Genomic DNA, 24,178 nt, shown 5'->3' on the forward strand with positions numbered 1-24,178 from the left:
AGGACCGCAAGGTGACACCGGAGCACAAGGACCACAAGGTATTCAAGGACCTACTGGTGTTGGAATTCCCCAAACTATATCGATTAGTGATCATGACATCACATTATCAGATGGTGGTGGAACCGTGACAGTACCAGATGATACTATATATAATACCGATGGCACTTTAACTGGCAATAGGGTGATGACAATGGGTAATTTCAATCTACAGTTTGATTCAGACTTAGATAATAGAAATACCTTAACTCTTCGAAGAACTAACAACGCAAGAGAGCTCGGTATTTCATTTAGAAACTCTGGTAATGCTTATGCTGCGGCAATTGGATTTGGAACAACGGCTAATGGTAATAACAATGGACTAAATTTCTATGCCGGTGGTAATCAAGGTGATCCAGCAGATATTCAAGAAACATTAAGTCTAAGAAATAATAATCAAATTAGATTTAGCCGATATGGAACTATAGACACCTATCAATTTGATAATACCCCTACTCGATTCTTAGGAATTGAAGCGGATGGCGATGTAGTAACTGTAGATCCAGCTTCTATAGGAAGTGATGACCAAACTGCTTCTGAAGTAGATTCTGATACTCCTGTAGATGTAGATGGTGATGGAAATACCGAAGCAACAGTAGAAGATGTAATTCAGGATATTGCACCGATTACCTCTAAGGCTGCCAGGATATTCTATCCTCCATCAATTGCTATTGATGCAAGCACTATTTCAGCAAATACAGCTGCTCCAGGTGATGAAAGTGTAGATCTTTATCAACAATATATCGATCAATTTACATTAGCAAATGCAGCTACATCACAATCAAGTGCTGGTGCTCCTGGGGCTATCCCAACATATGCTGCAAATGAATTATATTATTATGTAACATATTTTGACCCTACAGTTTTTGCAAACGTTGCTATTGATGCGAACGGAGTTATGACCTATGATATAATAGGTACGCCTGCTGATTTTAACACATTAATTAATGTAGTATTCGTAGTACGATAATTTTAGTAAACGATTTAATGAGGCTAACAAAGAAAACATATTATCTGATTCTTTTAATAACTCTATCAAATACATATATATTTGGTCAGGATACTTTCTTAGATAATTTCACACCTGCCAATTATACTGGAAATGACGGAACCCAAAATTGGAATGGGGGTTGGACCGAAAATGATTTTGGAGGAACTAACTCAGGAGCTGGAAGAATTCGTATAAATAATAATCAGCTCAGGTTTAGAAATTTTGATTCTGGATCTAATCTTTATATATTAAGAAACGTTGATTTGTCTGCCTATTCTGCTGCTGTTTTAACATTTGATTATAATAGGACGAATGGTAATGAAAGCGTAGGTGCTTTCTTTTTAAATACCTCTACAGGGTTTTATGATTTTGCTATTGGTACTCCCACAGGTGGTGGGGCTTCAGGTAGTTTAACTTTTAACATCCCTGCCGCCTACATCAATGCAAGTTCATCCATCCTTTTCTTTTCCAATAGTGGTGATTGGGGTAATAATGAAACTGTTTTTATAGACAATGTTCTTATAACCGCTACTGGATCAACTCCTGAAATTTCTATTAACGATGTTACAGTCAATGAAAATGCAGGTACTATAGATTTTACAGTTTCTCATACAGGCGGAACTACTACAGGAAATTTTACTATAGAATATAACACAGTAGATAATTCTGCAAATGCTCCTGGAGATTATCTAGCATCGACAGGTACCACAATAAATTTTACAGGAACCAGTCTTAGCTCACAAACCATTTCTATACCTATTATAGATGATAATGAAGCAGAAAATGCAGAAAACTTTTTCGTAAATCTCAGTAATCCAAGTGATGGATCTGTTACTATAACGGATAATCAAGGAATTGGAACTATCAATGCAAACGACCAAATCTCTATAACTATAAATAACGTTTCTGTTAATGAATCCGCAGGAACCGCTAATTTTACTGTAACCTCTTCTGGTGGTTCGCTAATAGGAGGATATACTTTGGATTTTGCTACTGCTGATGATAGTGCCACTGTTGCTAACAATGATTATACAGATACCAGTGCTTCCTTAACTTTTTCTGGAAGTTTAAATGAAACTGAAACTATAACAGTACCTATCCTAGAAGATACCACATTCGAATTAGATGAAACTTACTTTGTGAATTTAAGTAACCCAAGCAGCAGTTTAGTTACAATTTCAGATGATCAAGGTTTGGGAACTATTGTAGATAATGATGCTGGGATAAGCATAAATGATATATCGGTTAATGAAACTGCAGGTAGTGTTACCTTCACAGTGACACTTACTCGAGATGTTCCTGGAGGATTTTCTGTGGAATATAATACAACCAATAATACTGCGGTTTCTCCTAATGATTATACAGCAACAGGTTCTCCCAATCCCATAATTAATTTTACTGGAAATAATGGAGAAACACAAAGTATTACTATTCCTATAATTGATGACACAGATATTGAAGGAGTTGAAACATTCTTTGTAAATCTCTTGAACACGAGTAGTTCATTTGTAGAGATAACCGATAATCAGGGTATAGGTACTATTATTGATGATGAAGCTCCTTTTATAATCACAGATACCGTTACTGATAATGCTTGTAGTGGAATTTTTGTTGATAGTGGCTCCCTTAACGGACAATATAATGATAATGAAACTATAACTTATACACTTTGTCCAGACACACCCGGAAGTTCTATTGTTTTAAATTTTACATCATTTGATATTGAAAGCCCTTTTGATTTTTTACAAGTTTATGAAGGGACTAATACAACTACTTTAATAGACACATACAATAATGGAAATATCCCTACAACGGTAATCTCAACTGATCCTTCCGGTTGTTTAACTTTTATTTTTGACTCAGATGGATCTGTCACAGGAAATGGTTGGGAAGCTACTATATCTTGTTCCTCATCATCAACTCTAGTAACAGTAAACAATGTCACAGTAAATGAAAATGCTGGAACTGCAACATTTACAGCAACACATTCTGGAGGAAATGTTCCTGGTGGTTTTACTGTGAATTATGCCACTTTAGATGATACTGCATATGCAGATTCTGATTTTGTAAATACAACGGGAACTCTAAATTTTTCAGGGACTTCTGGAGAAAGTCAAACAATTACAGTATCTATTATAAATAATGTTTTTGGAGAAAATACAGAAACGTTTTTTCTTAACCTAAGTAACTCGACCTCACCTTTAGTAGGTTTAATTAATGGAGTTGGAACCATCCTTGATGATGGAGATGCTGCTGTTGCGGATGATGTACCATTAGCAATCTTCGATGATTTTAATGGATATTACGACTATGCTCTAACTGCCGGAACGCTAAGAACTGCTGACGAAGGAGTAGATCCTTGTTCTATAACGGCATCTTCATCAAATATTCTTACTACCCCAATACTAGCTGGTTCTACAATTGAAAGAGCATATTTAACTTGGGGGCATTCTGGTCAAGCTGCTGATGATGTAGTTACATTTCAAGGACAATCTGTTACCGCGGATGTTGTAAATACAGCATTTGGATTTTACTATGGAATGGTAAGTGATGTAACCTCTATAATAAATAGTCTTCCAGACCCTTCTGGAGCTACATACACTTTTACAGATTTAGTTATTGACAATAGTACTACTTATTGTGGATCTGTAGTTTTTGGAGGATGGTCATTATATATATTTTATACCAACCCTACCCTACCAGCAGTGAGTATAAACATGTATAATGGTTTTGATGCACAAGGAGGCGGTGGAGGTGGAACAGTTACATCGAGTTATACTCTAGATGGATTTTTTGCTATAGGTTCTTCTGGATCAAAAACTTCTGTATTATCCTGGGAAGGAGATCCAACCCGAACGGGAAACGAAGTTATATCGGTTACTACTACCTCTGGCACCACTAATTTAACTGGTGATGGGAACAACTCCCCTACCTTAGCAAATGTTTTTAACTCCACAATATATGACGATACAGCGAGCCCTACTATAAATGATTCTTCTTTATTCGGGTTTGATCTGGATACGTATAATATTTCATCACTAATAGCTCAAGGTGAAACTTCTGCTACAACCAATATTCAAACTGCTGGCGATTTTGTCATTTTAAATTCTGTATTACTAAAAGTACCTAGTAACTTAATGACAGGTACTGTTTTTGAAGATATTAATTATCCAGGAGGAACAGGAAGAGACCTTGCCACCTCATCTGGAGTAGGAATAGAAGGAGCTCTGGTAGAACTATATGACAATACAGGTACTTTTATCGATTCGGATATTACCGATTCAAACGGAGACTATAATATAGGCGGTATGGCTAATGGAACCTACACGCTGCGTGTTGTGAATAATACTGTACGTTCTACTAGAGGTGGCGGTACTACTTGCACAACTTGTTTACCTACACAAACCTTTAGATCCATATTTTCCGCTAGTACTTTAGGAACTGTAACAAACGAGATTGGTGGTACTAATCCACTTAATGAAGATGTAACTGCTGGCACGCTGACGGGTGCTCAAACCATTTCAGTAATAACAATAGAAAACGAAGGAGCCGTTGATATAGATTTTGGTTTTAACTTCAATACAATAGTAAATACAAACTCTAGTGGTCAAGGCTCTCTTAGTCAGTTTATAATTAACTCTAATAATCTCGACGAAACCGGATTAAACATTGAAGCTAATGGTATTTTTGATCCAGCAGCTGGTCAAGACACTTCTATTTTTATGATACCTCCTACTGGGGATCCGTTGGGAAGAGCTGCGGATCCAAACTTTATTACTGGTTTTTTTGATATCAATTTACCAAACATAGATCCACTGGATGATATCACAGACGATTCAACTCATATAGATGGTAGAACCCAAACCGCTTATTCTGGTGACACAAATACTGGTACAATCGGATCCGGAGGAACCATTGTTGGTATTTCGGGGATTACATTACCAAATTATAATTTACCAGAAATACAAGTACGTAGTGATTTTGGTGATGTCATTCAATTACAAGCATCAAATCTTGTTATAAGAAACTTGGCAGTATATGGCGGAAACAGAAGAGCAATACGACAAGATTCTGGAACAGGAAATCTAGTAACAGCAAATCTTCTAGGTGTCAACGCCCTAGGAGTTACTGGAACTGTTGGTGTTGGAAGTTATGTAGATGACGGTTTTGAAATTAATGGAGGACAAGTAACTCTTGATGGTAACTATATTTCCTCTAATACTGACTTTGGAATTTCTGTAAATGGAGGTACATCAACGCTAATACAAAATAATCACATAACCAATAATGGTTTTAGAAATTGTGAGTATAACATTAGAATTGCTAGCGGAAGCGGTGTAGTAATCCAAAACAATCTTATAGATAACTCCGCTGCTACCGGCATTTTTGACAACCAAGGTAACGTAACTATTACAGAAAACACAATTACAACAGCTGGAAGTAATAGTGGTGCTGGATGTACTGAACTTAGTGGTATCAATTTAGCGCAAAGTAATTCTTCTATTACTAATAATATTATTAATAATAATGGAGGAGCTGGTATTGTATTAACTGGTGGAACTACTTCTGGGAATCTGATATCTCAAAACTCTATTTTTGCTAATGGTACTGTTGCCGATGCACTCGGTATAGATATTGCAAGTGATGGAGTTACGATTAATGATGTTGGAGATGCAGATACAGGTCCCAATGGAAGTTTGAATTTTCCTCTTTTGGAATCCGTAACCATTTCAGGAACAAATTTAAAAATAATAGGATGGTCTCGTCCAGGAGCAATAATAGAAGTTTTCTTAACAGATATAAACCAAGGAACCGCTACTGTTGGAGATAATCAATTAGGTCTTAGTCTGGATTATGGTGAAGGTCAAACGTATTTAGGTTCTGGCACGGAAGGAAGCGGTGCGGATCTTGACAATACTATCTCATTATATACTAATGCCGATGGAAATACAGATAACACCAATAGATTTAACATTAGTATACCATTAGGTACAACAATTCCTGTTGGCAGTTTAGTTACTAGTACTGCAACAATATCAAACACTACTTCTGAATTTGGAAATAGAACTATTGTTGGAGCAGCAACGGTTATTACTAATCGAAAAATTACATATAGAGTAAAACCCAATTAATATAAATATAATAAAAACGCTTAACGTAAAAAATTTAAAACTTATAACTTAAAAAAACACAGTATCACCCAAACATTATGCATAAACATCGTCATCATTGTAAAATATTCACGAAAAAGAATCTTTTCAAGGTTTAGCTACTCGATCACTGAATAGTTTATCCCCTTATTTTATTAAAAACATATTTCTTCTTCATTCTAAAATGTAGCAAGACAAAATTATTCTTGCAAAAGAAAATGTCTTACAAATTAATAAGTGAAAATATATCTTATCGTGAAATATATGTACTTCGTCGACAAAAAAATGCATTTCAACGATACTTTTGTGAATTTTTTTTTAAAAAAAAGTAGGATGTATGAATAATTTTTATATATTCGCAGTAATTGATTTATGGTTTAACCGTAATATCAAATTTTAAAAGATATGCCCCAAAACAAATTCTACATAACGTTATTCATACTAGCTGGTTTTATTTCCAATGCTCAGTTGTCTTTTCATAATTTCGGAAATTTACAAATACATGATGAAGGTCAAGTAGGATTTCATCTAGATGTAATTAATGATGGAACCTTTGATCAAAATCGTGGGTTCGCTGGTTTTTACAATCAGGACAATTTAACAATTTCGGGAAGTAATCGTCCTATTTTTCACGATATGGAAATCGATGTAATTGATGATTTGTTTTTAGAAGTTCCTGTAGGGGTTAATAATTTTCAAGAATTTACAAATGGAAGAGTTTTTACTCCCAGAGATCAAAAACAGATTTCATTAGATTACATAAATGATGCACCATACTTAGGAGAAAATGATGATCGTTATGTTGATGGTTATGCTTCAATAACTGGTCAATTAGATTTTTCTTTTCCTATTGGTGATGATTTCCGTCATAGACCAGCACGTATTGAAAGTCAAGCTGCAACTAATACCGCAAAAGCAGCTTATTTCTTTGAAAATCCTAATTTCCCTAATTTCTTTCCTGGAAATTTTGATACTAACAGTTTTGGAGATTTATTATATGGAATTAGTATTTTCGAATTTTGGGATGTAGACGGAGACCAAGAGACAAGAGTTACCTTAACTTGGGACACTAATAGTAATATTCCTACTTTAGTAAATGATTTATCTGATCTTAGAGTTGTAGGATGGGATCCTAATTTAGAACAATGGATTAATCTAGGAAATACTTTTGTTACGGGAGATCTTGATAGCGGAGAAATTACTTCTGAATTAATCGTTCCTGATAATTTTGTAGCTTTAACTTTTGGAACATCTGGTCTTATACTTGATGGAGACTTAGAAATCTTTACAGCTGTTTCTCCTAATGGTGATGGATTTAATGATACTTTCGTAATACAAGGATTAGTTCAATACCCTGATAATGAGCTATTCGTATATAATCGTTGGGGAGTTTTAGTATACAATAAAAAAGCTTATCATGAAGTACAGCAAACTTCAGAAGGCTTTAATGGAATTTCTGAAGGTAGAGCTACTATAGCTAAAGGAGAAGAATTGCCTGCTGGAACTTATTATTATGTTTTAAACATAGAAGGAACAAAGGATAGAGCTGGTTATCTTTACGTAAATAGATAGATTCTAATCTCAATTATTACTTAAATAACTGAGGTAAAAGCATATTTTTTTAATCAGAGCTTCTAAATAACACTTCACATTTGAGTATATACGGAATCGGACTACCACAATTCCTCAAAACATACACTATTTTTTTGAAACCATAAACTCATTAATATTAGTTAATGATTTCGCTAATAACAAAATAGACTTCTAAAATCATGTTAAATATTAGATTCTCTAATAAAAGTATCAAATTTGTTATCTCATAAATCGTAATAATTTCTAAAATAATTATACTTTTAGCTATTGGTGTCTGTATTATCTATACTGTATACACTCAATTTTAGAAAAACAATTGTAAACTAATTACTGATGAAAGAAAAAGCTGGAAAAATCCAAGATATAATCGATAAAAAATTTTTAGAAGAGCGTAGTGTTTTTCTATGGGGTCAAGTAGATGACAAATCTGCTAAACACGTCATTGACAGGCTTATGTATCTAGATATGATTAGTAATGATGAAATAAAATTATATATAAATAGTCCTGGTGGTTATGTTACATCTGGATTTGCAATGTATGATACTATAAAAGCATTGAAAAGCCCTGTATCTACAATCTGTACAGGACTAGCAGCATCCATGGGTTCTATTTTATTAAGTGTAGGAGAAAAAGGACGCAGGTTTATTCAACCTCATGCTAAGGTAATGATTCATCAACCAAGTGGTGGAGCGAGAGGACAAGCCTCTAATATAGAAATTCAAGCTACCGAGATTCTTAAAACTAAAGAGTTAAGTGCTCAAATTCTTGGAGACAACTGCGGGCAAGAGATTGAAAAAGTACTAAAAGATTTTAATCGAGATTATTGGATGGATGCACAAGAATCTATTGAATATGGTATTGTTGATGGAATACTAGAATAGTATAAATTAAAAACACTTTACAAAATCAAGTCTATATCCATATGTTAAGAAGGGATTTCATAAAAATTAGTGGATTAGGCATTACTGCACTCTCATTATCTTCACTGAATATGATTCAATTAGAATTTACCAAAGATGATTTAATGGGAAAAAGTAATCCTGTTTTTTATGGAGATACTCATAAACTGAAAAAAGAAGCGCACGAAGCATTTTTAAAAATGAAAAATAAAGCTTCGGAAAGTGGTATTAGCATAAAAACTGTTTCGAGTTATCGAAATTATGCACATCAAAATAGAATCTGGGAACGTAAATATAAAAAGTTTACTAAAGAGGGCTTATCCCCTATTAATACCATAAAAAAAATAATAGAATATTCTACTATTCCCGGGACTTCACGTCATCATTGGGGTACAGATATAGATATCGTAGACGGAACACCTAAACAACCAAAAGGCCTTCTTCTAGAAGAAAACTTTCATGAAGAAGGTCCATTTTGTAAATTCAAGGAATGGATGGATATTCACGCCAATAGTTTTGGATTTTATCTAGTTTATACAAACAAAAAAGATAGAAAAGGTTTTAAATATGAACCTTGGCATTATTCCTATGCACCTCTATCTATACCCATGCTCAAATCTTATAAAAAACTGGATATAAAAAACGAATTACAAAATGCTAATCTATTAGGTAGTAATCATTTTACAATCGATTTTATACAACAATATATTACTGAAAATGTATTAGATATCAATCCTAAATTACTGTAAAACATACTAAAACATATTTCTTTCAGTTATACTAAAAAAGCCCTTTAATATTTTATGAAAGTATTTTGTAAATTTTTCTTTACGGTATGTATCGCGACAATTATAGTTTCTTGTTCATCTGAGGACGATTCTATAAACTCAAATATAAATACAGATGAACTTACCAATGAAACAAACATTTCTGATGATATACTTGCATTAGTAAATCAACATAGACAAAGTCTTGGATTATCAACATTATCCAAAAACAACACTGCAGAGCAACTCGCTATTGATCACACAAAATATATGATATCTATTGAAGAAATCAATCACGATAATTTTAATCAGCGAGGAAATATATTAGGAGATGAAGAGAATGCTACTGGAACTGCCGAAAACGTCGCTAGATTTTATTCTGATGCTCAGAGTGTTGTTGACGGTTGGTTAAATAGTACAGGGCATCGAGAAAATATAGAAGGTAATTATATGTATACTGGTATCTCCGCAATTAAAGACGAGAATGGTAGATATTATTATACTCAACTTTTTTATCGTTAACCAAGCATCAATTATGCTAATTAGCACAATTCGTATTTAAAAATACGAATTTGAATCCCCTAGTAGTCGCTTACCAAAAAATGACCTCTTTTACATTTATTTGGTAAGCAACTTTTATATTTAGTAACTTTATAACTCAAAAACTTTTACTCTAACCAAAAAATAATTGATGAGACGCGGTGGATTAAAAATAAGAATATTAATAGGTCTTGCTATTGTGGCTTTTGCTTTTATCAAGAAATGTAATAACAAAACCCATAATGAATATACAGATAGAGTTCAGAATATTAATATGACAACGGAACAGGAAATCGCTATTGGTCTCCAAAGTGAACCTGAAATGACTAGACAACATGGAGGACTATATCCAGATCAAAGGCTTCAAAATTATGTCGATAATGTTGGAAACAAACTTGTCAATAATACAATGGCTAGAGAATCTGATTACCGATATGAATTTCATCTTCTAGCTGACCCAAATACTATTAATGCTTTTGCATTGCCAGGTGGTCAAATATTTATAACCTATGCACTTTACTCTAAATTACAAAATGAAGATCAACTAGCTGGTGTACTAGGTCATGAAATTGGACATGTTTTGGGACGACATTCTGCAGAACGTATAGCAGAACACGAGTTTTGGAAAACAATATCAACAGGAGCCTCTGTAGGTGCTGATGCTGGTGGACTTGTAAATGGTATAGGACAAAATGTTCTTTTAGGAAACGGTAGAGACGATGAATTAGAGAGTGATAAATTAGGGGTTTTATTTATGATAAATTCTGGTTATAATCCTCAAGAAATGATTGGAGTAATGGAAATTCTAAAAAAAGCCGCTGGACCTAACCGTACTCCAGAATTTCAAAGTACGCATCCTGACCCTGATAATCGTATTGAAAAAATTCAAGAAGCCATTAAAGAATATAGTGTACAATAAAAACTTCGATTAGTAAATTACGAATCGAAGTTTTTAGGAGTTTTACAATTAAATTTTTAGGACATTTCTTTAAGAAGATCCATTGCTTCCTTAGCATTAGCTAATTCTGCAAATTTCAAAGCAGTATTACCTTGACTGTCTTTAGCCTCAAGATAAGCTCCTTTTCCAACTAATAACCTTATAATATCAACTCGATTATACCTAGCTGCATACATTAAAGGTGTTTTTCCATCCAATCTTAGATTTACATCACTCCCACCATCTATCATTTTTGCCACAGTATCAAGATCTCCTTTAATAACCGCCATAAAAAAAGGATCCACTTTATTAATAGTTAATTCATAATCCTTACTATCACTTACCTTTACTTTTTCTGAAGCAAAGTTTACAGGTATAATGAATAGAATCATTAATACTGCCATAATTGTTTTTCTCATAATGTTGTGAATTATTGAAGTTAGTATATTGATTTATTAATTTTTTAATAAAATAAAAGAGATAATTGTTTTTTATGCACTTACCTAATTTACAGATTTTTAACCAATAATCAACTTAAAAATTTGATAATATTTTAAAAAATTAACATTTTAATCACGAATATTTAAATTTGTAATTCCATAATCTGTCAATTATTTATGCATGTGAGTTAAAAATATTATTGTTTATTTTACATACACCAAAAATTCAATTATCGTCATTAAAACCCTATCAATCCTAAGAATTAACTATTTTATACCTTGTTCACTAAGATCTATTAATAGTTCCTCAAAAAAACATCTAAACAAAACAATCTAAACCTTCAAAAATCAGAAATCAGTATCAACAGGTTTTTGTCTGCTTCTATTCTATATTGTAATTTAGCCTCTAATCAAAATTGTCAGCAATCAGTTAAATAAGTGATTGAAAAACATCAAATCGTATATAGAAAAAGAAATGAACAAAAAAGTAATCTTAATGATTCTGGATGGATGGGGAACATCGCCAGATCCTAAAGTTTCTGCAATCGATCATGCCAAGACTCCATTTATTGATAATTTATACACAAAATACCCTAACGCTTCCTTAAGAACGGACGGTTTACACGTTGGACTTCCTGATGGCCAAATGGGAAACAGTGAAGTAGGTCATATGAATCTTGGAGCAGGAAGAATAGTATATCAAGATTTAGCAAAAATTAATATGGCGATCAAAAATGATACATTAAAAAATGAGCAAACCCTGATTGATGCCCTTAAGTATGCTAAAGAGAATAATAGAAATGTTCATCTATTAGGATTGGTTAGTGACGGAGGCGTTCATTCTCATATTAATCACATCAAGGGACTATTAGATGTAGCCAATTCTGAAGGATTAGAAAATGTTTTTTTACACGCATTTACTGATGGCCGCGATGTAGATCCAAAATCTGGAATAAATCATATCAAGGAAATTAAAGATTATATGGATACATCTACCGGAAAATTAGCTTCTGTCATTGGACGATACTATGCTATGGACCGCGATAAAAGGTGGGAACGTGTTAAACTAGCATATGACCTTCTTGTTAATGGAACAGGAACACCCACTGATAATGTTATTGAAAGTATTCGAAAAAACTATGATAACGATATCACTGATGAGTTTATTAAACCAATAGTAATAGAAGAAAAAGGGGCTCCTGTAGCCACGATTAAAACAGATGATGTTGTAATATTCTTTAACTTTAGGACAGATCGTGGTCGTGAACTCACAGAAATGCTTTCTCAATCCGACATGCATGAATATAATACTCATAAGCTTTCTCTATATTATGTTACGATGACTAATTATGATGAAAACTTTAAAAACACTCATGTAATTTATGATAAAGACAACATCACAGAAACCTTAGGCGAAGTATTATCCAAAGCTGGCAAAAAACAGATTCGTATAGCAGAGACAGAAAAATATCCTCATGTTACATTTTTCTTTTCTGGAGGACAAGAGGAACCATTTGAAGGTGAGTCCAGAATTCTTAGAAATTCTCCAAAAGTTGCTACTTATGATCTTAAACCCGAAATGAGTGCATATGAACTAAAGGATGCATTAGTTCCTGAATTAGAAAAAGGTGAGACAGATTTTATATGTTTAAATTTTGCTAATGGGGATATGGTAGGTCATACAGGAGTTATGGAAGCAGCAATAAAAGCTTGTGAAGCCGTCGATCAATGCGTAAAGGATGTTGTGACAAGTGGATTAGAAAATGGATATACTACTATACTAATTGCGGATCACGGTAATTGTGAGACAATGATTAATCCAGATGGATCTCCTCATACAGCACATACAACAAATCCTGTTCCTGTTATATTAATTGATACTGATGGAATTGAAATAGAAGATGGAGTCTTAGGGGACATTGCGCCAACTATATTGGACCTTATTGGTCTAGAACAACCAAAAGCGATGACACAAAAATCTTTATTGAAGAAATAGATAGTAAATACATAAAAATATAAAGATGAGTTTAGCAATTCTTATACTCATCTTTATACTTTTTTTGCGTTATTTTTTAACATTAAATACATAAATTAAATATTTTAAAATAAAATTAATATTGAATTTATCTTTTTAATGCATACGCCGAACCTTGTGCAAGATCTTTTAAAAAGCTAATACATATGTTAAAGTTCATCTGAAAAAAAGGGTTTAAATACTTCATAACTATCTGATTTTTAAATTATACCTTAAATTTATTTATTAATTATCTTCTAAATAGCAATTTTCGCTTAGTAAGTCTAAAACATAGCTAAAACGTCACTTATATAAGACGAAAGAAATTCAAATTCTAATTATCTAATATTTCATTTTAGTATCTTTAATATATTATTATAAATTTTATAATAATTATACGCAGCGAAATCCTACATCCTCAGTTAAGTTTTATGAGAGTAAGCACTAACCCTTATTCATGAATAAAGAAGAACAAGACAGACTGGTTAAAGCTTGTAAAAAGAATGACCGGAATGCTATGGAAAAAATATATAATACTTTTATGCCCAGGATGCTTGCGGTAAGTTTTCGCTATTGTAAAAATCAATCAGATGCAAAAGATATTGTACAAGAAGCATTTATCAAGGTTTTTAAAAACATAAAAAAATATAAACATAATGGTACATTAGGAAGTTGGATCGAAAGAATTGTAGTTAATTGTGCTATTGATGATTGGCATAAGAGAAAAAAAACAGTTTTAATAGATAATTCAGAGTCCATAGAAGAAAGTGAAGTACAAGAATTAGATGATTTTGAAAAAGATCACTTTTCTAAAAAACTTTCTGCAGATAAATTAAGAGCACTAATAAATGAACTTCCTGAACAATATAGATATGTATTAAACTTATATGCCATTGAAGGATATTCGCATAAAGAAATAGGAAAAATATTGAAGATTAAAGAAAGTACATCTAGATCTAACTATACGAGAGCGAGGAAAAAGCTTTTAGAAAATATGAGAGCTATCGGAATAGAAAAATATCAATAAATCTCTAAATGAGAAACTGATGAAAGAGGATAAAGACCTTTTAAAAGAGTTTTTGCAGACAAAATTTAAAGACGACATTATGGAATCGTCTGGAGATGGCTTTGATCTCATTTTTGATGCTGTACAAGAAAAATCCGATGACAAAAATTTGTTTTATTGGTATACCGCTGGTTTCATAATTCTAATGATTATTGGCGTGTTTACTATATACTATTTTAAAAATGATAGTACTTCAGACATTAACATAGAAACAACCAATACAGAAACTACTACTAAAAATAAAAATAGTAATCTTACGACTATAGTTCTTGATTCTATCTCGGAAAAAAAAGAAACTAATATTACGCTCATTACAAAAGATGAACCAACTGAAGATCCAGATCAATCTTCTAAGAAACCTAAAAATAGACAGATAGATGTAACTAACTTGGAGCCAGAAGACGAAATTATCGAAAAAGGTGTTATTACAGTAACGTATACTGCTTCTGACAAGTATGCATTTACAGAAAGAACAAAATACAATACACTACCAGATTCTAGTACGATTGTAGTAAGAAAAAATAGTAAGATAAACTTTACAGCAACAAAACAAGGGTATCGCAGAGCTGATATTATGGGTACCGTATTTTTAAACATTCGAAAAGATGAACACAAACCATTCATTCTTTTTGGAAAACACGGTAAAGTACAAATTACTGGTAATTCTTTTGCTATGCATTCTGCCCCGGAAGCGGATTTAATGACTTTAATCCAAGGATCTGCAAAAGTAGTTCATAATAAAACAAAAGAAGTGAAAATATTAGCTCCTGGGGAGAGTTTACGAATAGATGATAGAGGAATTTCGATATTAGAAAAATCTCCGAATCGATTTGCGTGGAAAACTGGGAAATTATTTTATCAAAATACTACCATAAACGAAATCATTAATGACCTTGGAAATAATTATGATGCCAAAATCTTATTAAAAAATCGTAATATATTAGACTGTAATTATTCTGGATCCTTTAATAATGATAGGATCCCACAAATATTGAAAAAGCTAACAATATCTTTAAATCTTAAATTAACTAAAGAAGATGATGTATATATTATTACTGGAAAAGGATGTACTAAATAAAGAAATTGATAATCTCTCAATCGTCTAAGTGGAATAAAATTTCAATATAGAAAAACCGGATCCTCATAAAAGTACTCTAATATAAAAAACACCTCTACTCAACTTTACAGAACTGCTGAGTAAACCCTATCTATGTATTAGAACTTCAAAGATAGAATAGACTTTCTAATGCATAAACCAAATAAACTATAAGACCATATTTTTAATAGAAAATACGAACCTCTTTTACAAGGTTCTAAAAAAATATTCAACGCACCTGTAAGACACTTACTAAGAAAATATAACAACTTTACCATAAAACTTTAATAGGATATACTTTTTCTAATCTAATCAATCAGTAACCTTATATTTCTTTTAAAACTAAATCAAAAGACATAAAAAACCGCCTGCAAATATTTTGCAGACGGTTTTTAAAATTTAACTAAACTATCAATTATAAATCAAAAACAATAGACTCTCCATTATCTCCGGTTAGTACAACCTCTTTATCGCAAGCTCCATCTCCGAAATCAATATTAAAATTAACACCAAAACTACTAGTGAAATCTAAAGATCCTTGAACTGGATATCTCAAGAAATTCAATCTATTAAAACAAGCCACTTTATATACTAACGGTTCATTTTCTACAGATTCTGATTTCATAAAATATGTTTGTGTTATACCTTCTACTAAAGAAGATTCTTCTAAAATAACAACCTCATCCGTCGAAAATCTATTTTCAAATGTAAAATTCCTATTTGTCGTATAACGATACGAATCACCATTAGGTTCAGTAATTACCCCATCAATAACAACATCAAAAACCTTCGTTGTTTCTGTACTCAATGCTGAATTTTGTTCAGCAACTCTATAACCATCAAATGTATAACCTTCATCTCCCCTAACATTTTTAAACACAGTAGAATCCTTCCATTGCTCGTTGAACACTCCAGCCACATAGTATTCTAGTTTACCACTCCAATCATCAAATTGACATTGTTCTTCTCTATAATCCAAAATCATTTTACTATAATAATCATACTCCTCGAAACCTGATAATGGAGTCTCTTCATTAGACACCAACAATTCTATAGATACACAACTACTTTTAGAACTCTTTGAAGAACTTTGCACCTCATTAAAAGCCGACTCAGAAATTAGATCAAAACTATCCATCGCTCCATCCAAACTATGATACATTTCAAAATTTTCTTTATCGCTATTCTGGATCGATACGTTATCATCCATATCCTCTACGGCACAACTTACCATTAATCCTAATCCTACTATACAAATCAATAATTTTTTCATGGTTTACTTTTTTAAATGAATATTATAATGTGTTTTCTATCTATTAAACCTGAAAAAATAAAAACGCTGCGTATTTTTTTATTTTTTTTAAAGTGCTTCTGATTTTTTCGCAAAAAACTTAAGTAAAACAGGGTTTTACAGCGCAACATTTTTTTATAAAAAGAGCATATTTTATATAAAATTAATCCTATGTTGATTTAAAAATTCTATAAAACTATCATCCTAAGAGCACTAAAATGGGAATTCTTATCAGAGATTAAAACTTGATCAATTGACTGAATCCTAATATTCTTTGTAAATTTGCCATCTTTAATGAGGATATTATGATCATTACTAAAACACGTGAAGAAATTGAATTAATGCGCGAGAGTGCCCTGATTGTCTCTAAAACACTTGGAATGCTTGCTCCGGAAGTTAAACCAGGAGTAACTACACTTCAATTAGATAAACTAGCAGAAGAGTTTATTAGAGATCATGGAGCTATTCCTGGGTTTTTAGGATTATATGATTTTCCTAACACTTTATGTATGAGTCCGAATGCTCAAGTAGTACATGGTATTCCTAATAATACTCCATTAGAAGAAGGAGATATCATCTCCATAGATTGTGGAGCCATTAAAAATGAATTTTATGGTGATCATGCATATACTTTTCCCGTAGGAGAAATAACTCCAGAAGTTGCACACCTACTCAAGATTACCAAAGAGTCACTATATAAAGGTATTGCCGAATTAAAAGTTGGAAAACGTGTAGGTGATGTTGGGTATGCAATTCAGAAATTTACCGAAGAAGCAGGATATGGTGTGGTAAGAGAATTAGTGGGGCACGGATTAGGGCGTAAAATGCATGAAGATCCAGAAATGCCTAATTACGGTCGCCGTGGAAGGGGTAAAAAACTTGTAGAAGGAATGGTAGTAGCAATAGAACCTATGACTAATATGGGAACACACCGTATAAAGCAATTAAGAGATGGCTGGACAATACTTACTGCAGATGGTAAACCAAGTGCTCATTTTGAGCACGATGTAGCTATTATAGATGGTAAGCCCGAAATTCTTTCTACGTTTAAATATATTTATCAGGCATTAGGTATAGAATCTGATGAAGAAGATGCATTTAGACAAGAATTATTAGCGGTTTAGTTTTTTTCCAAACATGAAAAAACTCTTCAAGTTTATATTAAACACAATTCCTAGGCCTTTATTAATTCGTTTGAGTTATGCTGTAAGACCTATAATCTCTATATTCCTGAAAGGAAATACTTTTACAGATCCTATCGATGGAAAAAGTTTTTCTAAGTTTTTACCATATGGATATGGAAATCAAAGAGACAATGTTCTTTCACCTTCTACCCTTTCTCTAGAACGTCATCGATTACTTTGGTTGTATTTAAAAAATGAAACTGATTTTTTCACTGCTAAAGCTAAAGTATTACATTTTGCTCCTGAACAGGCTTTTTATAAAAAATTTAGACATTTAAAAAACTTAGAGTATACTACTACAGATCTTAACTCTCCATTAGCAGATGTAAAAGCAGATATTTGTGACCTCCCATTTGATAGTAATCAATATGATATCATATTTTGTAATCACGTTTTAGAACACATTCCTGATGACACTAAGGCGATGCAAGAATTACTAAGAGTTCTAAAACCTGGAGGTATGGCTATCCTTCAAATCCCGCAAGATCTTAATAGAGCGGTTACTTTTGAAGACAATACTATTACTGATCCTAAAGAACGTGCTCAAATTTTTGGTCAATATGATCATGTAAGAGTCTACGGAAGAGATTACTTTGAAAAACTACGTTCTATTGGTTTTAAAGTTAATGAGGTTGATTATACCAATGAATTATCTAAAGAAGAAGTAATCAAATACTGCCTAGCTCCTGGAGAAATACTTCCCGTTTGTTATAAGGCTTAAAGAAATATCTATCAAGAAACATCTTTTTTTATATCAGATTTTTTATCACTACCAAGTTCAGAATATAATGGATCTTTAGCTATCAACTCCATTAAGTGTTTTTTGCATTCAAATTTTCGCTTTCTCACATATCCTTCGGTATAATTCGTTAATTGAGCAATTTCTTTCATACTCTTTCCATCAAAAAATAAAAACAATAGATCTTTACATTTACAATTAAGATTTAAGAGATATTTTCTATATAACGATTCACGATCTCTTTGTTCTATATTATCTATTATAGAAAAGTTTGTATCCGACACAAGGTCATTTATCCGTCCGCAACAAGAAACTTTTTTCAACTTACTTAACCTTCTCATCCAAATATTTTTAGAAATCCCATAAAAATATGTATGTATAGAATAGTCGAGCACTAAAGAATCATTTTTTATTTTTTGATACAGAATAACAAGAGCATCCTGGAATATATCTTCAGCGTCTTTTTCTGTTCCAGAATTTTTGATAATAAAACTTTTAATTATGATAAAATTCCTTTTATAAAAATCTTTTAAAATTTCATTGTTACCATGTAATATACCGTTGAAAATTTTAATCTCATCATTGTACCCCATATTGATGATATAAGTTTAGTTAGTTTTTTCTAGATAATACCTGTAACAACTTTTGTTCCATTTTTATATCAGAAGTATAATGTTCTAGAAACTTCATACTGTTCTAAAAAGGCAGATATTACTTATCAAAATTGAAATTAACTAAGACCTGAAAAAATCAAAAGTATAAATGAGAGAACACCCGTTCTCAATGAGTAAAAGTGCCTATTCATTTTCTCTATGTAACATTTTGATTGTTATAGTATCAATTTAATTTCTTTCATACTTCCCAATGTTAGGTTATGAATTAACGACCTATGTTACAATTCAACATAAAATGACGACGATTGAAAATTAAATCATTTCATTTCCTTCTTAATTTCTAGATATTCGAGTCATCATTTAATAAGGCTATTAACTAAAACTAAACAAATATGACTACCGCAGATACTTTTTCTATAGCTAATATGATTGCTATGCCAATGTGGGTACTAATGATACTACTACCTAAATGGAAAATAACCAGATTCTTAATTGACTTCAAAATAATTCCCATAGCACTCTCCCTGATTTACGCCTTTTATATTTTTCAGGCAATACAAATTGGTGGAGGCATGGATTTCGGAAGTTTAGCTTCCGTGATGGCCTTATTTACTGAAGAAAACGCAGTACTTGCTGGTTGGGTACATTATCTAGCTTTTGATCTAATGGTAGGTATGTGGATACTAGATCAAAATAAAAAGATTGGAATACATCAACTGCTAATAGCACCTTGTCTTTTTGGAACATTTATGTTAGGACCAATTGGACTTCTACTCTTCTTAATCATCAAATCAATCAAACAAAATAAATCATGAAACATCTAAATCAAATATTCAAAGAAGTAAAAAAAGAAAACCTCATATTATATTGGGCAGTCATCATATACTTTATAACCGCAATTTTTTGTCTATCTGGAGTTTTAATTGATGACAGAACCTTAATGGGAGTTAATGTTTGGATCAAACCCTTAAAATTTTCTATCTCCATTGGTATCTATACCCTAACAGTTGGATATTTGATAACACTGTATCCATATTCTAAAAGGAAAAAAAATATTATAAACAATCTAGTTGTTTGGACACTATTAATTGAACTAGCAATCATTGTATATCAGGGATCAAGAGGAGTACGATCCCATTATAACGAAGAAACGCTATTTGATGGAATGTTATTCCTAGCTATGGGATTATTAATTGGAATCAATATATTACTGATGATATTGTTCATTATTGATACTTTACGATTAAAGTTAAATACTCCCAGATCTATTCAGTATGCTATTCTGATGGGTTGGTTAATTGTATTTTTCGGAAGCTGGATAGGTGGTCAAATGATTTCGCAGATGGCTCATAATGTTGGTACAGCAGATGGTGGCGCTGGTCTTCCATTAGTCAATTGGAGTACTATTAGTGGAGATCTTAGAGTAGCGCATTTTTTTGGATTGCACGGTATACAAATAATTCCGTTATTCGCATTATGGCTGTCTAAAAAATGGACTGTTTCTAATAAAAAACAAATCATCACAGTACTTGTTTTTGGATTGCTATATGCTGGATGGATTGGGTTTACTTTTTATCAAGCCAAGCAAGGTATCCCATTACTTAAACTATAACTAAACCAATATGCTAATTAATAAAAAGAAGCGCATAAAATACTTAGGTTTTGATGACTTTTGGTTTATTATCATCGGAATTTTAATCCTTAGTTTCATTACAGATTACCTATTTAGTAATTCATTCGTTCGACTTCCTTTTGGTGAAGCTATTATTAGTTGGAGTGTATCCCTTTTCTTTTCTACCTGTGATTGGTTTATTATTCGTGCCATCATGATTTTTTTACGAAAAAGACTCCCCGATTTTAAAGATAATTCGAAGCGTATTTTTTTGTTCTTTATTTCTATTGTTAGCACTGTTTTTTTAGTTGATGTATTCGGCAATATGATATTATCTTTTATTTGGGGATTAAACTACAATCCTTTATCAAGAGCTAAAGTATTAGTCCCTGTAATTTTGATTAGCACTATGACTATGGCGATATATGAGGCTATTTATTTTTATGTCCGGCTAAAGAAATCTATAAGAGATGAGGAACAAGCAAAACAAATGATTGTACAGGCACAGTTGGATACACTTAGAAATCAAGCACAACCACATTTCTTATTTAACACTTTAAATACACTTAGAGATATCATTGATCAAAACTCTAAAGAAGATGCTAAGGAATTTGTAGATAAATTATCTGATGTCTATAGATTTATATTAGAATCTGGGAATGCAAATTTGACATCACTAAGAAATGAATTAAAATTCGCCAGATCATATATCCACATACAGTCAGAAAGGTTTGGCGAAAACCTAACAGTGCATTGGGATATTCCAGAAACCTCATTAAATATGATGATAGTACCGATGAGTCTTCAACTTTTATTAGAAAACGCAATAAAGCATAATGTAATTTCTAAATCAAAGCCACTCATCATATCAGTAAAAGTTGAGAACAACTCTTTATATATAACAAATAAGATTCAACCAAAATCTACTAAAGTTCCATCCACCAAAGTTGGGTTAAAAAACATTGAAAAACGATATGGGTTAATCTCTAGTGAACCTATTGAAATAAAAAACGATGGAAACCAATTTATTGTTTCCCTTCCATTATTAAAATCATCTGATCAAAAAAACAATTATGCAGATACTGATTATTGAAGATGAACCACGAGCAGCGAACCAATTGCAAAATAAGCTGAAAGCTGAAAAATTTGATTATGAATTATTAGACATCATTGATACGGTAGAAGATGCTGTACTATGGTTTCATAAAAATAAATCACCCGACTTAGTATTTATGGATATTCAATTAGCTGATGGATTAAGTTTTGAAATTTTCCAAAAAATAGATATTGATTCACCTATCATATTTACTACAGCCTTTGATCAATATGCTATCCAAGCATTTAAGGTTAATAGCATAGATTACCTGTTAAAACCGATCCAACAAGAGGAATTAAATCACGCATTGGATAAGTTTAAAAAATCTAATAAACAACCTGCAGTTGATCCATCTATTCTAAAAAAACTTCTTGGTAGTATGCAAACTACTACTAAAAGAGAAGGTATATTGGTTAAAGAAGGAAATGGTTTTACACAAATTAAAATAGCCAATCTGTTATATTTTTATTCTCAAGAGAGTATCACTTTTGGTGTCACTCTGGATAAAAGGTTTATTATTGATGAGACTATGGATCAGCTATTTGAATCATTAGACACCAATCAATTCTATAGAATAAATCGTGGTCAAATCATCTCTAAAAATTCAATTCAGAAGATAGACTCCTATTTCAACCATCGGGTTAAATTAGGCATTCTAAATCCCAGAGATCAGGATTTTATTGTTAGCAGACAAAAAACTAGTGATTTTAAAAACTGGTTAAATAGTTGAATTTAGTTTTCAGGAAAACCATTCAGGTTAAGTGTTTTCAATTCTTTATGATCATCTTCATAAATAAAATACACTTCTAGCTTAGGGTGAGTTTTTAAAAACGCTATAGATTTTTCTAAGCCCATAGACATCAATGCTGTAGCATACGCATCGGCATCCATACATTTTTCTGTCAATACAGAAACACTTAATAGATTAGATTTATGAGGATATCCTGTTTTTGTATCGATAATATGTGCATATCTGTTTCCATGTTCATCAACCTTAAATTTGCGATAACTACCAGAAGTTGCCATGGCTTGATCTTCTAAATAAATAACTTTGCTATAAGATTGCGTTTGATCAAAATTAGGATCTTCTACTCCTATTCTCCAAGATTGCTCTTTGATTAAATTACTGCCTTTTCCTCTGATCTCTCCTCCTATTTCAACCAAATAGTTTTCTATTTTTTTTGATTCTAGAAAATCTGCAAATACATCTACAGTGTATCCTTTTGCTAATGCATTAAAATCAATAAAAGTATTCTTATGCTGTTTTATAACCTTATCCTTTTGTAAAGTAACCTTATCGAGTCCAACAGAAACCAATAAACTATCTATTTTAATGCTATCTAATGCTACTATTTTACCTTCTGGTCCAAAATCCCACGCATTTACTAAAACTCCAACGGTAGGATCAAAAACTCCATTTGTTTCTTTATGAATTCTTTTAGATGCTTTAAATACAGTTTGGAAATGATCATCAATAGTAACTGTAGCATCTCCTTGATTAATTTTAGAAATATCAGAATCATTTTGATAGGTAGACATAGAGGTATTAATAACCGTTACTATACTATCATATGATTTTGATAGATCTATTTTTTTTGAATCAATAAACTGAACCGAAAAGGTAGTTCCAAATGCATTTCCGTTGGTATAATTCAAATGCTGTTCTGGCTCCTTATTGCATGAAAACAAGCATATCACCAAAAGTAAAAAAAGGAAATTACGAATCATATTATTTAATTGAGATGAGTTTCTATTACTTGTAATCCAGCATACTCCATTGCATATGCTTCATTTAAAAAAACCGGCTTATTTGGGTTTTCAGAATTTTGTAGTCCTACACCTGCATAAAAAACCTTCGCTTCTTGTTCTCTGGCATGCTTTTTAAACGCTTCCATCCAAACCATATCATAATTATGCGGATTATCTGGATATGCTATAGCTTTTACAATTACAAAATATCGTTGATTCGATGTATCAATACATACAAACTGTGGATGTTTCCCTAACTTACTATTAATAGCAATAAACTCGAAACCCTTTTTTTCTAATTCTTTTCCAACAATATTCATTGCTAGATTATGAAGTTCTTGTTTGGTTAAAATCCTACTCATA

The 24,178-nt window shown here is 32.0% G+C and carries 20 protein-coding genes and 1 pseudogene; 16 read left to right on the forward strand and 5 right to left on the reverse strand.

The window, feature by feature from the left end:
- The 7 genes and pseudogenes from J8L88_RS18485 to J8L88_RS18515 all read left to right on the forward strand — a co-directional run.
- Positions 1 to 1,006 (forward strand): annotated as a pseudogene (locus J8L88_RS18485) (hypothetical protein); the annotation flags it as partial.
- A gap of 17 nt (positions 1,007 to 1,023) precedes the next feature.
- Positions 1,024 to 6,159: an S-layer family protein gene (locus J8L88_RS18490; protein ID WP_211061515.1), complete on the forward strand. Its 5,136-nt coding sequence runs from the start codon at positions 1,024 to 1,026 to the stop codon at positions 6,157 to 6,159.
- A gap of 423 nt (positions 6,160 to 6,582) precedes the next feature.
- Positions 6,583 to 7,749 carry a gliding motility-associated C-terminal domain-containing protein gene (locus J8L88_RS18495; RefSeq protein WP_211061516.1) on the forward strand — a complete coding sequence of 389 codons (1,167 nt, stop codon included), beginning with the start codon at positions 6,583 to 6,585 and terminating at the stop codon, positions 7,747 to 7,749.
- 354 nt (positions 7,750 to 8,103) lie between these two features.
- On the forward strand, positions 8,104 to 8,652 hold the full coding sequence (locus J8L88_RS18500) for a ClpP family protease (RefSeq protein ID WP_027395685.1): 549 nt from the start codon (positions 8,104 to 8,106) through the stop codon (positions 8,650 to 8,652).
- A 41-nt stretch (positions 8,653 to 8,693) separates the two neighbouring features.
- Positions 8,694 to 9,419, forward strand: a complete 726-nt coding sequence (locus J8L88_RS18505; protein WP_211061517.1) for a M15 family metallopeptidase — start codon at positions 8,694 to 8,696, stop codon at positions 9,417 to 9,419.
- 54 nt (positions 9,420 to 9,473) lie between these two features.
- A complete protein-coding gene (locus J8L88_RS18510; RefSeq protein WP_051336376.1) occupies positions 9,474 to 9,959 on the forward strand; it encodes a CAP domain-containing protein in 486 nt (161 codons plus the stop codon).
- 169 nt (positions 9,960 to 10,128) lie between these two features.
- Positions 10,129 to 10,896, forward strand: a complete 768-nt coding sequence (locus J8L88_RS18515) for a M48 family metalloprotease (protein ID WP_027395687.1) — start codon at positions 10,129 to 10,131, stop codon at positions 10,894 to 10,896.
- 56 nt (positions 10,897 to 10,952) lie between these two features.
- Here the strand turns inward: J8L88_RS18515 and J8L88_RS18520 are convergent, their stop codons facing one another.
- Entirely contained in the window at positions 10,953 to 11,333 is a 381-nt protein-coding gene (locus J8L88_RS18520; RefSeq protein ID WP_027395688.1) for an ankyrin repeat domain-containing protein, read from the reverse strand.
- Between the two features lie 496 nt (positions 11,334 to 11,829).
- On the opposite strand from J8L88_RS18520, the gene gpmI reads away from it, so the two are divergent.
- The 3 genes from gpmI (at position 11,830) to J8L88_RS18535 (ending at position 15,512) form a co-directional block, all read left to right on the forward strand.
- Positions 11,830 to 13,350, forward strand: coding sequence for a 2,3-bisphosphoglycerate-independent phosphoglycerate mutase (gene gpmI / locus J8L88_RS18525; RefSeq protein ID WP_211061518.1), 1,521 nt, complete (start codon positions 11,830 to 11,832; stop codon positions 13,348 to 13,350).
- A gap of 475 nt (positions 13,351 to 13,825) precedes the next feature.
- On the forward strand, positions 13,826 to 14,395 hold the full coding sequence (locus tag J8L88_RS18530) for an RNA polymerase sigma factor (RefSeq protein WP_211061519.1): 570 nt from the start codon (positions 13,826 to 13,828) through the stop codon (positions 14,393 to 14,395).
- A gap of 19 nt (positions 14,396 to 14,414) precedes the next feature.
- On the forward strand, positions 14,415 to 15,512 hold the full coding sequence (locus J8L88_RS18535; RefSeq protein WP_211061520.1) for a FecR family protein: 1,098 nt from the start codon (positions 14,415 to 14,417) through the stop codon (positions 15,510 to 15,512).
- A gap of 433 nt (positions 15,513 to 15,945) precedes the next feature.
- On the opposite strand, the gene J8L88_RS18540 is transcribed toward J8L88_RS18535, so the two are convergent.
- Positions 15,946 to 16,803, reverse strand: a complete 858-nt coding sequence (locus J8L88_RS18540; RefSeq protein ID WP_211061521.1) for a hypothetical protein — start codon at positions 16,801 to 16,803, stop codon at positions 15,946 to 15,948.
- Between the two features lie 323 nt (positions 16,804 to 17,126).
- Between J8L88_RS18540 and map the strand changes: the two genes are divergently transcribed.
- Both map and J8L88_RS18550 read left to right on the forward strand, forming a co-directional pair.
- Positions 17,127 to 17,945, forward strand: coding sequence for a type I methionyl aminopeptidase (gene map, locus J8L88_RS18545; RefSeq protein ID WP_027395693.1), 819 nt, complete (start codon positions 17,127 to 17,129; stop codon positions 17,943 to 17,945).
- 13 nt (positions 17,946 to 17,958) lie between these two features.
- Positions 17,959 to 18,726, forward strand: coding sequence for a class I SAM-dependent methyltransferase (locus J8L88_RS18550; protein WP_211061522.1), 768 nt, complete (start codon positions 17,959 to 17,961; stop codon positions 18,724 to 18,726).
- Positions 18,727 to 18,737: 11 nt separating this feature from the next.
- On the opposite strand, the gene J8L88_RS18555 is transcribed toward J8L88_RS18550, so the two are convergent.
- Complete coding sequence (locus J8L88_RS18555) at positions 18,738 to 19,337, reverse strand: RNA polymerase sigma factor (protein WP_027395695.1); 600 nt, start codon at positions 19,335 to 19,337, stop codon at positions 18,738 to 18,740.
- Between the two features lie 413 nt (positions 19,338 to 19,750).
- On the opposite strand from J8L88_RS18555, the gene J8L88_RS18560 reads away from it, so the two are divergent.
- Genes J8L88_RS18560 through J8L88_RS18575 form a run of 4 tightly spaced genes read left to right on the forward strand, consistent with a single transcriptional unit; the run spans position 19,751 to position 22,796 of the window.
- A complete protein-coding gene (locus J8L88_RS18560) occupies positions 19,751 to 20,173 on the forward strand; it encodes an ABA4-like family protein (RefSeq protein ID WP_118389448.1) in 423 nt (140 codons plus the stop codon).
- Complete coding sequence (locus tag J8L88_RS18565; RefSeq protein WP_118389446.1) at positions 20,170 to 20,970, forward strand: hypothetical protein; 801 nt, start codon at positions 20,170 to 20,172, stop codon at positions 20,968 to 20,970. Before J8L88_RS18560 ends, J8L88_RS18565 begins: the two co-directional genes overlap by 4 nt.
- 10 nt (positions 20,971 to 20,980) lie before the next feature.
- Positions 20,981 to 22,063 (forward strand): sensor histidine kinase, encoded by a 1,083-nt coding sequence (locus J8L88_RS18570; protein ID WP_211061523.1) that lies wholly within the window; start codon positions 20,981 to 20,983, stop codon positions 22,061 to 22,063.
- Positions 22,044 to 22,796: a LytTR family DNA-binding domain-containing protein gene (locus J8L88_RS18575; protein WP_211061524.1), complete on the forward strand. Its 753-nt coding sequence runs from the start codon at positions 22,044 to 22,046 to the stop codon at positions 22,794 to 22,796. Before J8L88_RS18570 ends, J8L88_RS18575 begins: the two co-directional genes overlap by 20 nt.
- Before the next feature lie 2 nt (positions 22,797 to 22,798).
- Here J8L88_RS18575 and J8L88_RS18580 read toward each other — a convergent pair whose 3' ends face one another.
- Together J8L88_RS18580 and J8L88_RS18585 are read right to left on the reverse strand one after the other, a co-directional pair.
- Positions 22,799 to 23,794, reverse strand: a complete 996-nt coding sequence (locus J8L88_RS18580) for an FAD:protein FMN transferase (protein WP_211061525.1) — start codon at positions 23,792 to 23,794, stop codon at positions 22,799 to 22,801.
- Between the two features lie 5 nt (positions 23,795 to 23,799).
- Positions 23,800 to 24,177, reverse strand: coding sequence for a Na(+)-translocating NADH-quinone reductase subunit F (locus tag J8L88_RS18585; protein ID WP_211061526.1), 378 nt, complete (start codon positions 24,175 to 24,177; stop codon positions 23,800 to 23,802).
- Position 24,178: the final 1 nt, after the last annotated feature.

This window comes from Aquimarina sp. MMG015, from assembly GCF_018100855.1.
Lineage (GTDB): Bacteria > Bacteroidota > Bacteroidia > Flavobacteriales > Flavobacteriaceae > Aquimarina > Aquimarina latercula.

What these genes read in the sequence shown, in the direction of transcription:
- J8L88_RS18505 (WP_211061517.1), top strand. Translation starts at nt 8,694, where the DNA reads ATGTTAAGAAGGGATTTCATAAAAATTAGTGGATTAGGCATTACTGCA.
- J8L88_RS18490 (WP_211061515.1), top strand. Translation starts at nt 1,024, where the DNA reads ATGAGGCTAACAAAGAAAACATATTATCTGATTCTTTTAATAACTCTA.
- J8L88_RS18500 (WP_027395685.1), top strand. Translation starts at nt 8,104, where the DNA reads ATGAAAGAAAAAGCTGGAAAAATCCAAGATATAATCGATAAAAAATTT.
- J8L88_RS18570 (WP_211061523.1), top strand. Translation starts at nt 20,981, where the DNA reads ATGCTAATTAATAAAAAGAAGCGCATAAAATACTTAGGTTTTGATGAC.
- J8L88_RS18540 (WP_211061521.1), bottom strand. Translation starts at nt 16,803, where the DNA reads ATGAAAAAATTATTGATTTGTATAGTAGGATTAGGATTAATGGTAAGT.
- J8L88_RS18550 (WP_211061522.1), top strand. Translation starts at nt 17,959, where the DNA reads ATGAAAAAACTCTTCAAGTTTATATTAAACACAATTCCTAGGCCTTTA.
- J8L88_RS18530 (WP_211061519.1), top strand. Translation starts at nt 13,826, where the DNA reads ATGAATAAAGAAGAACAAGACAGACTGGTTAAAGCTTGTAAAAAGAAT.
- J8L88_RS18555 (WP_027395695.1), bottom strand. Translation starts at nt 19,337, where the DNA reads ATGGGGTACAATGATGAGATTAAAATTTTCAACGGTATATTACATGGT.
- J8L88_RS18510 (WP_051336376.1), top strand. Translation starts at nt 9,474, where the DNA reads ATGAAAGTATTTTGTAAATTTTTCTTTACGGTATGTATCGCGACAATT.
- J8L88_RS18585 (WP_211061526.1), bottom strand. Translation starts at nt 24,177, where the DNA reads ATGAGTAGGATTTTAACCAAACAAGAACTTCATAATCTAGCAATGAAT.
- J8L88_RS18560 (WP_118389448.1), top strand. Translation starts at nt 19,751, where the DNA reads ATGACTACCGCAGATACTTTTTCTATAGCTAATATGATTGCTATGCCA.
- J8L88_RS18575 (WP_211061524.1), top strand. Translation starts at nt 22,044, where the DNA reads ATGCAGATACTGATTATTGAAGATGAACCACGAGCAGCGAACCAATTG.
- J8L88_RS18565 (WP_118389446.1), top strand. Translation starts at nt 20,170, where the DNA reads ATGAAACATCTAAATCAAATATTCAAAGAAGTAAAAAAAGAAAACCTC.
- map (WP_027395693.1), top strand. Translation starts at nt 17,127, where the DNA reads ATGATCATTACTAAAACACGTGAAGAAATTGAATTAATGCGCGAGAGT.
- gpmI (WP_211061518.1), top strand. Translation starts at nt 11,830, where the DNA reads ATGAACAAAAAAGTAATCTTAATGATTCTGGATGGATGGGGAACATCG.
- J8L88_RS18515 (WP_027395687.1), top strand. Translation starts at nt 10,129, where the DNA reads ATGAGACGCGGTGGATTAAAAATAAGAATATTAATAGGTCTTGCTATT.
- J8L88_RS18520 (WP_027395688.1), bottom strand. Translation starts at nt 11,333, where the DNA reads ATGAGAAAAACAATTATGGCAGTATTAATGATTCTATTCATTATACCT.
- J8L88_RS18580 (WP_211061525.1), bottom strand. Translation starts at nt 23,794, where the DNA reads ATGATTCGTAATTTCCTTTTTTTACTTTTGGTGATATGCTTGTTTTCA.
- J8L88_RS18495 (WP_211061516.1), top strand. Translation starts at nt 6,583, where the DNA reads ATGCCCCAAAACAAATTCTACATAACGTTATTCATACTAGCTGGTTTT.
- J8L88_RS18535 (WP_211061520.1), top strand. Translation starts at nt 14,415, where the DNA reads ATGAAAGAGGATAAAGACCTTTTAAAAGAGTTTTTGCAGACAAAATTT.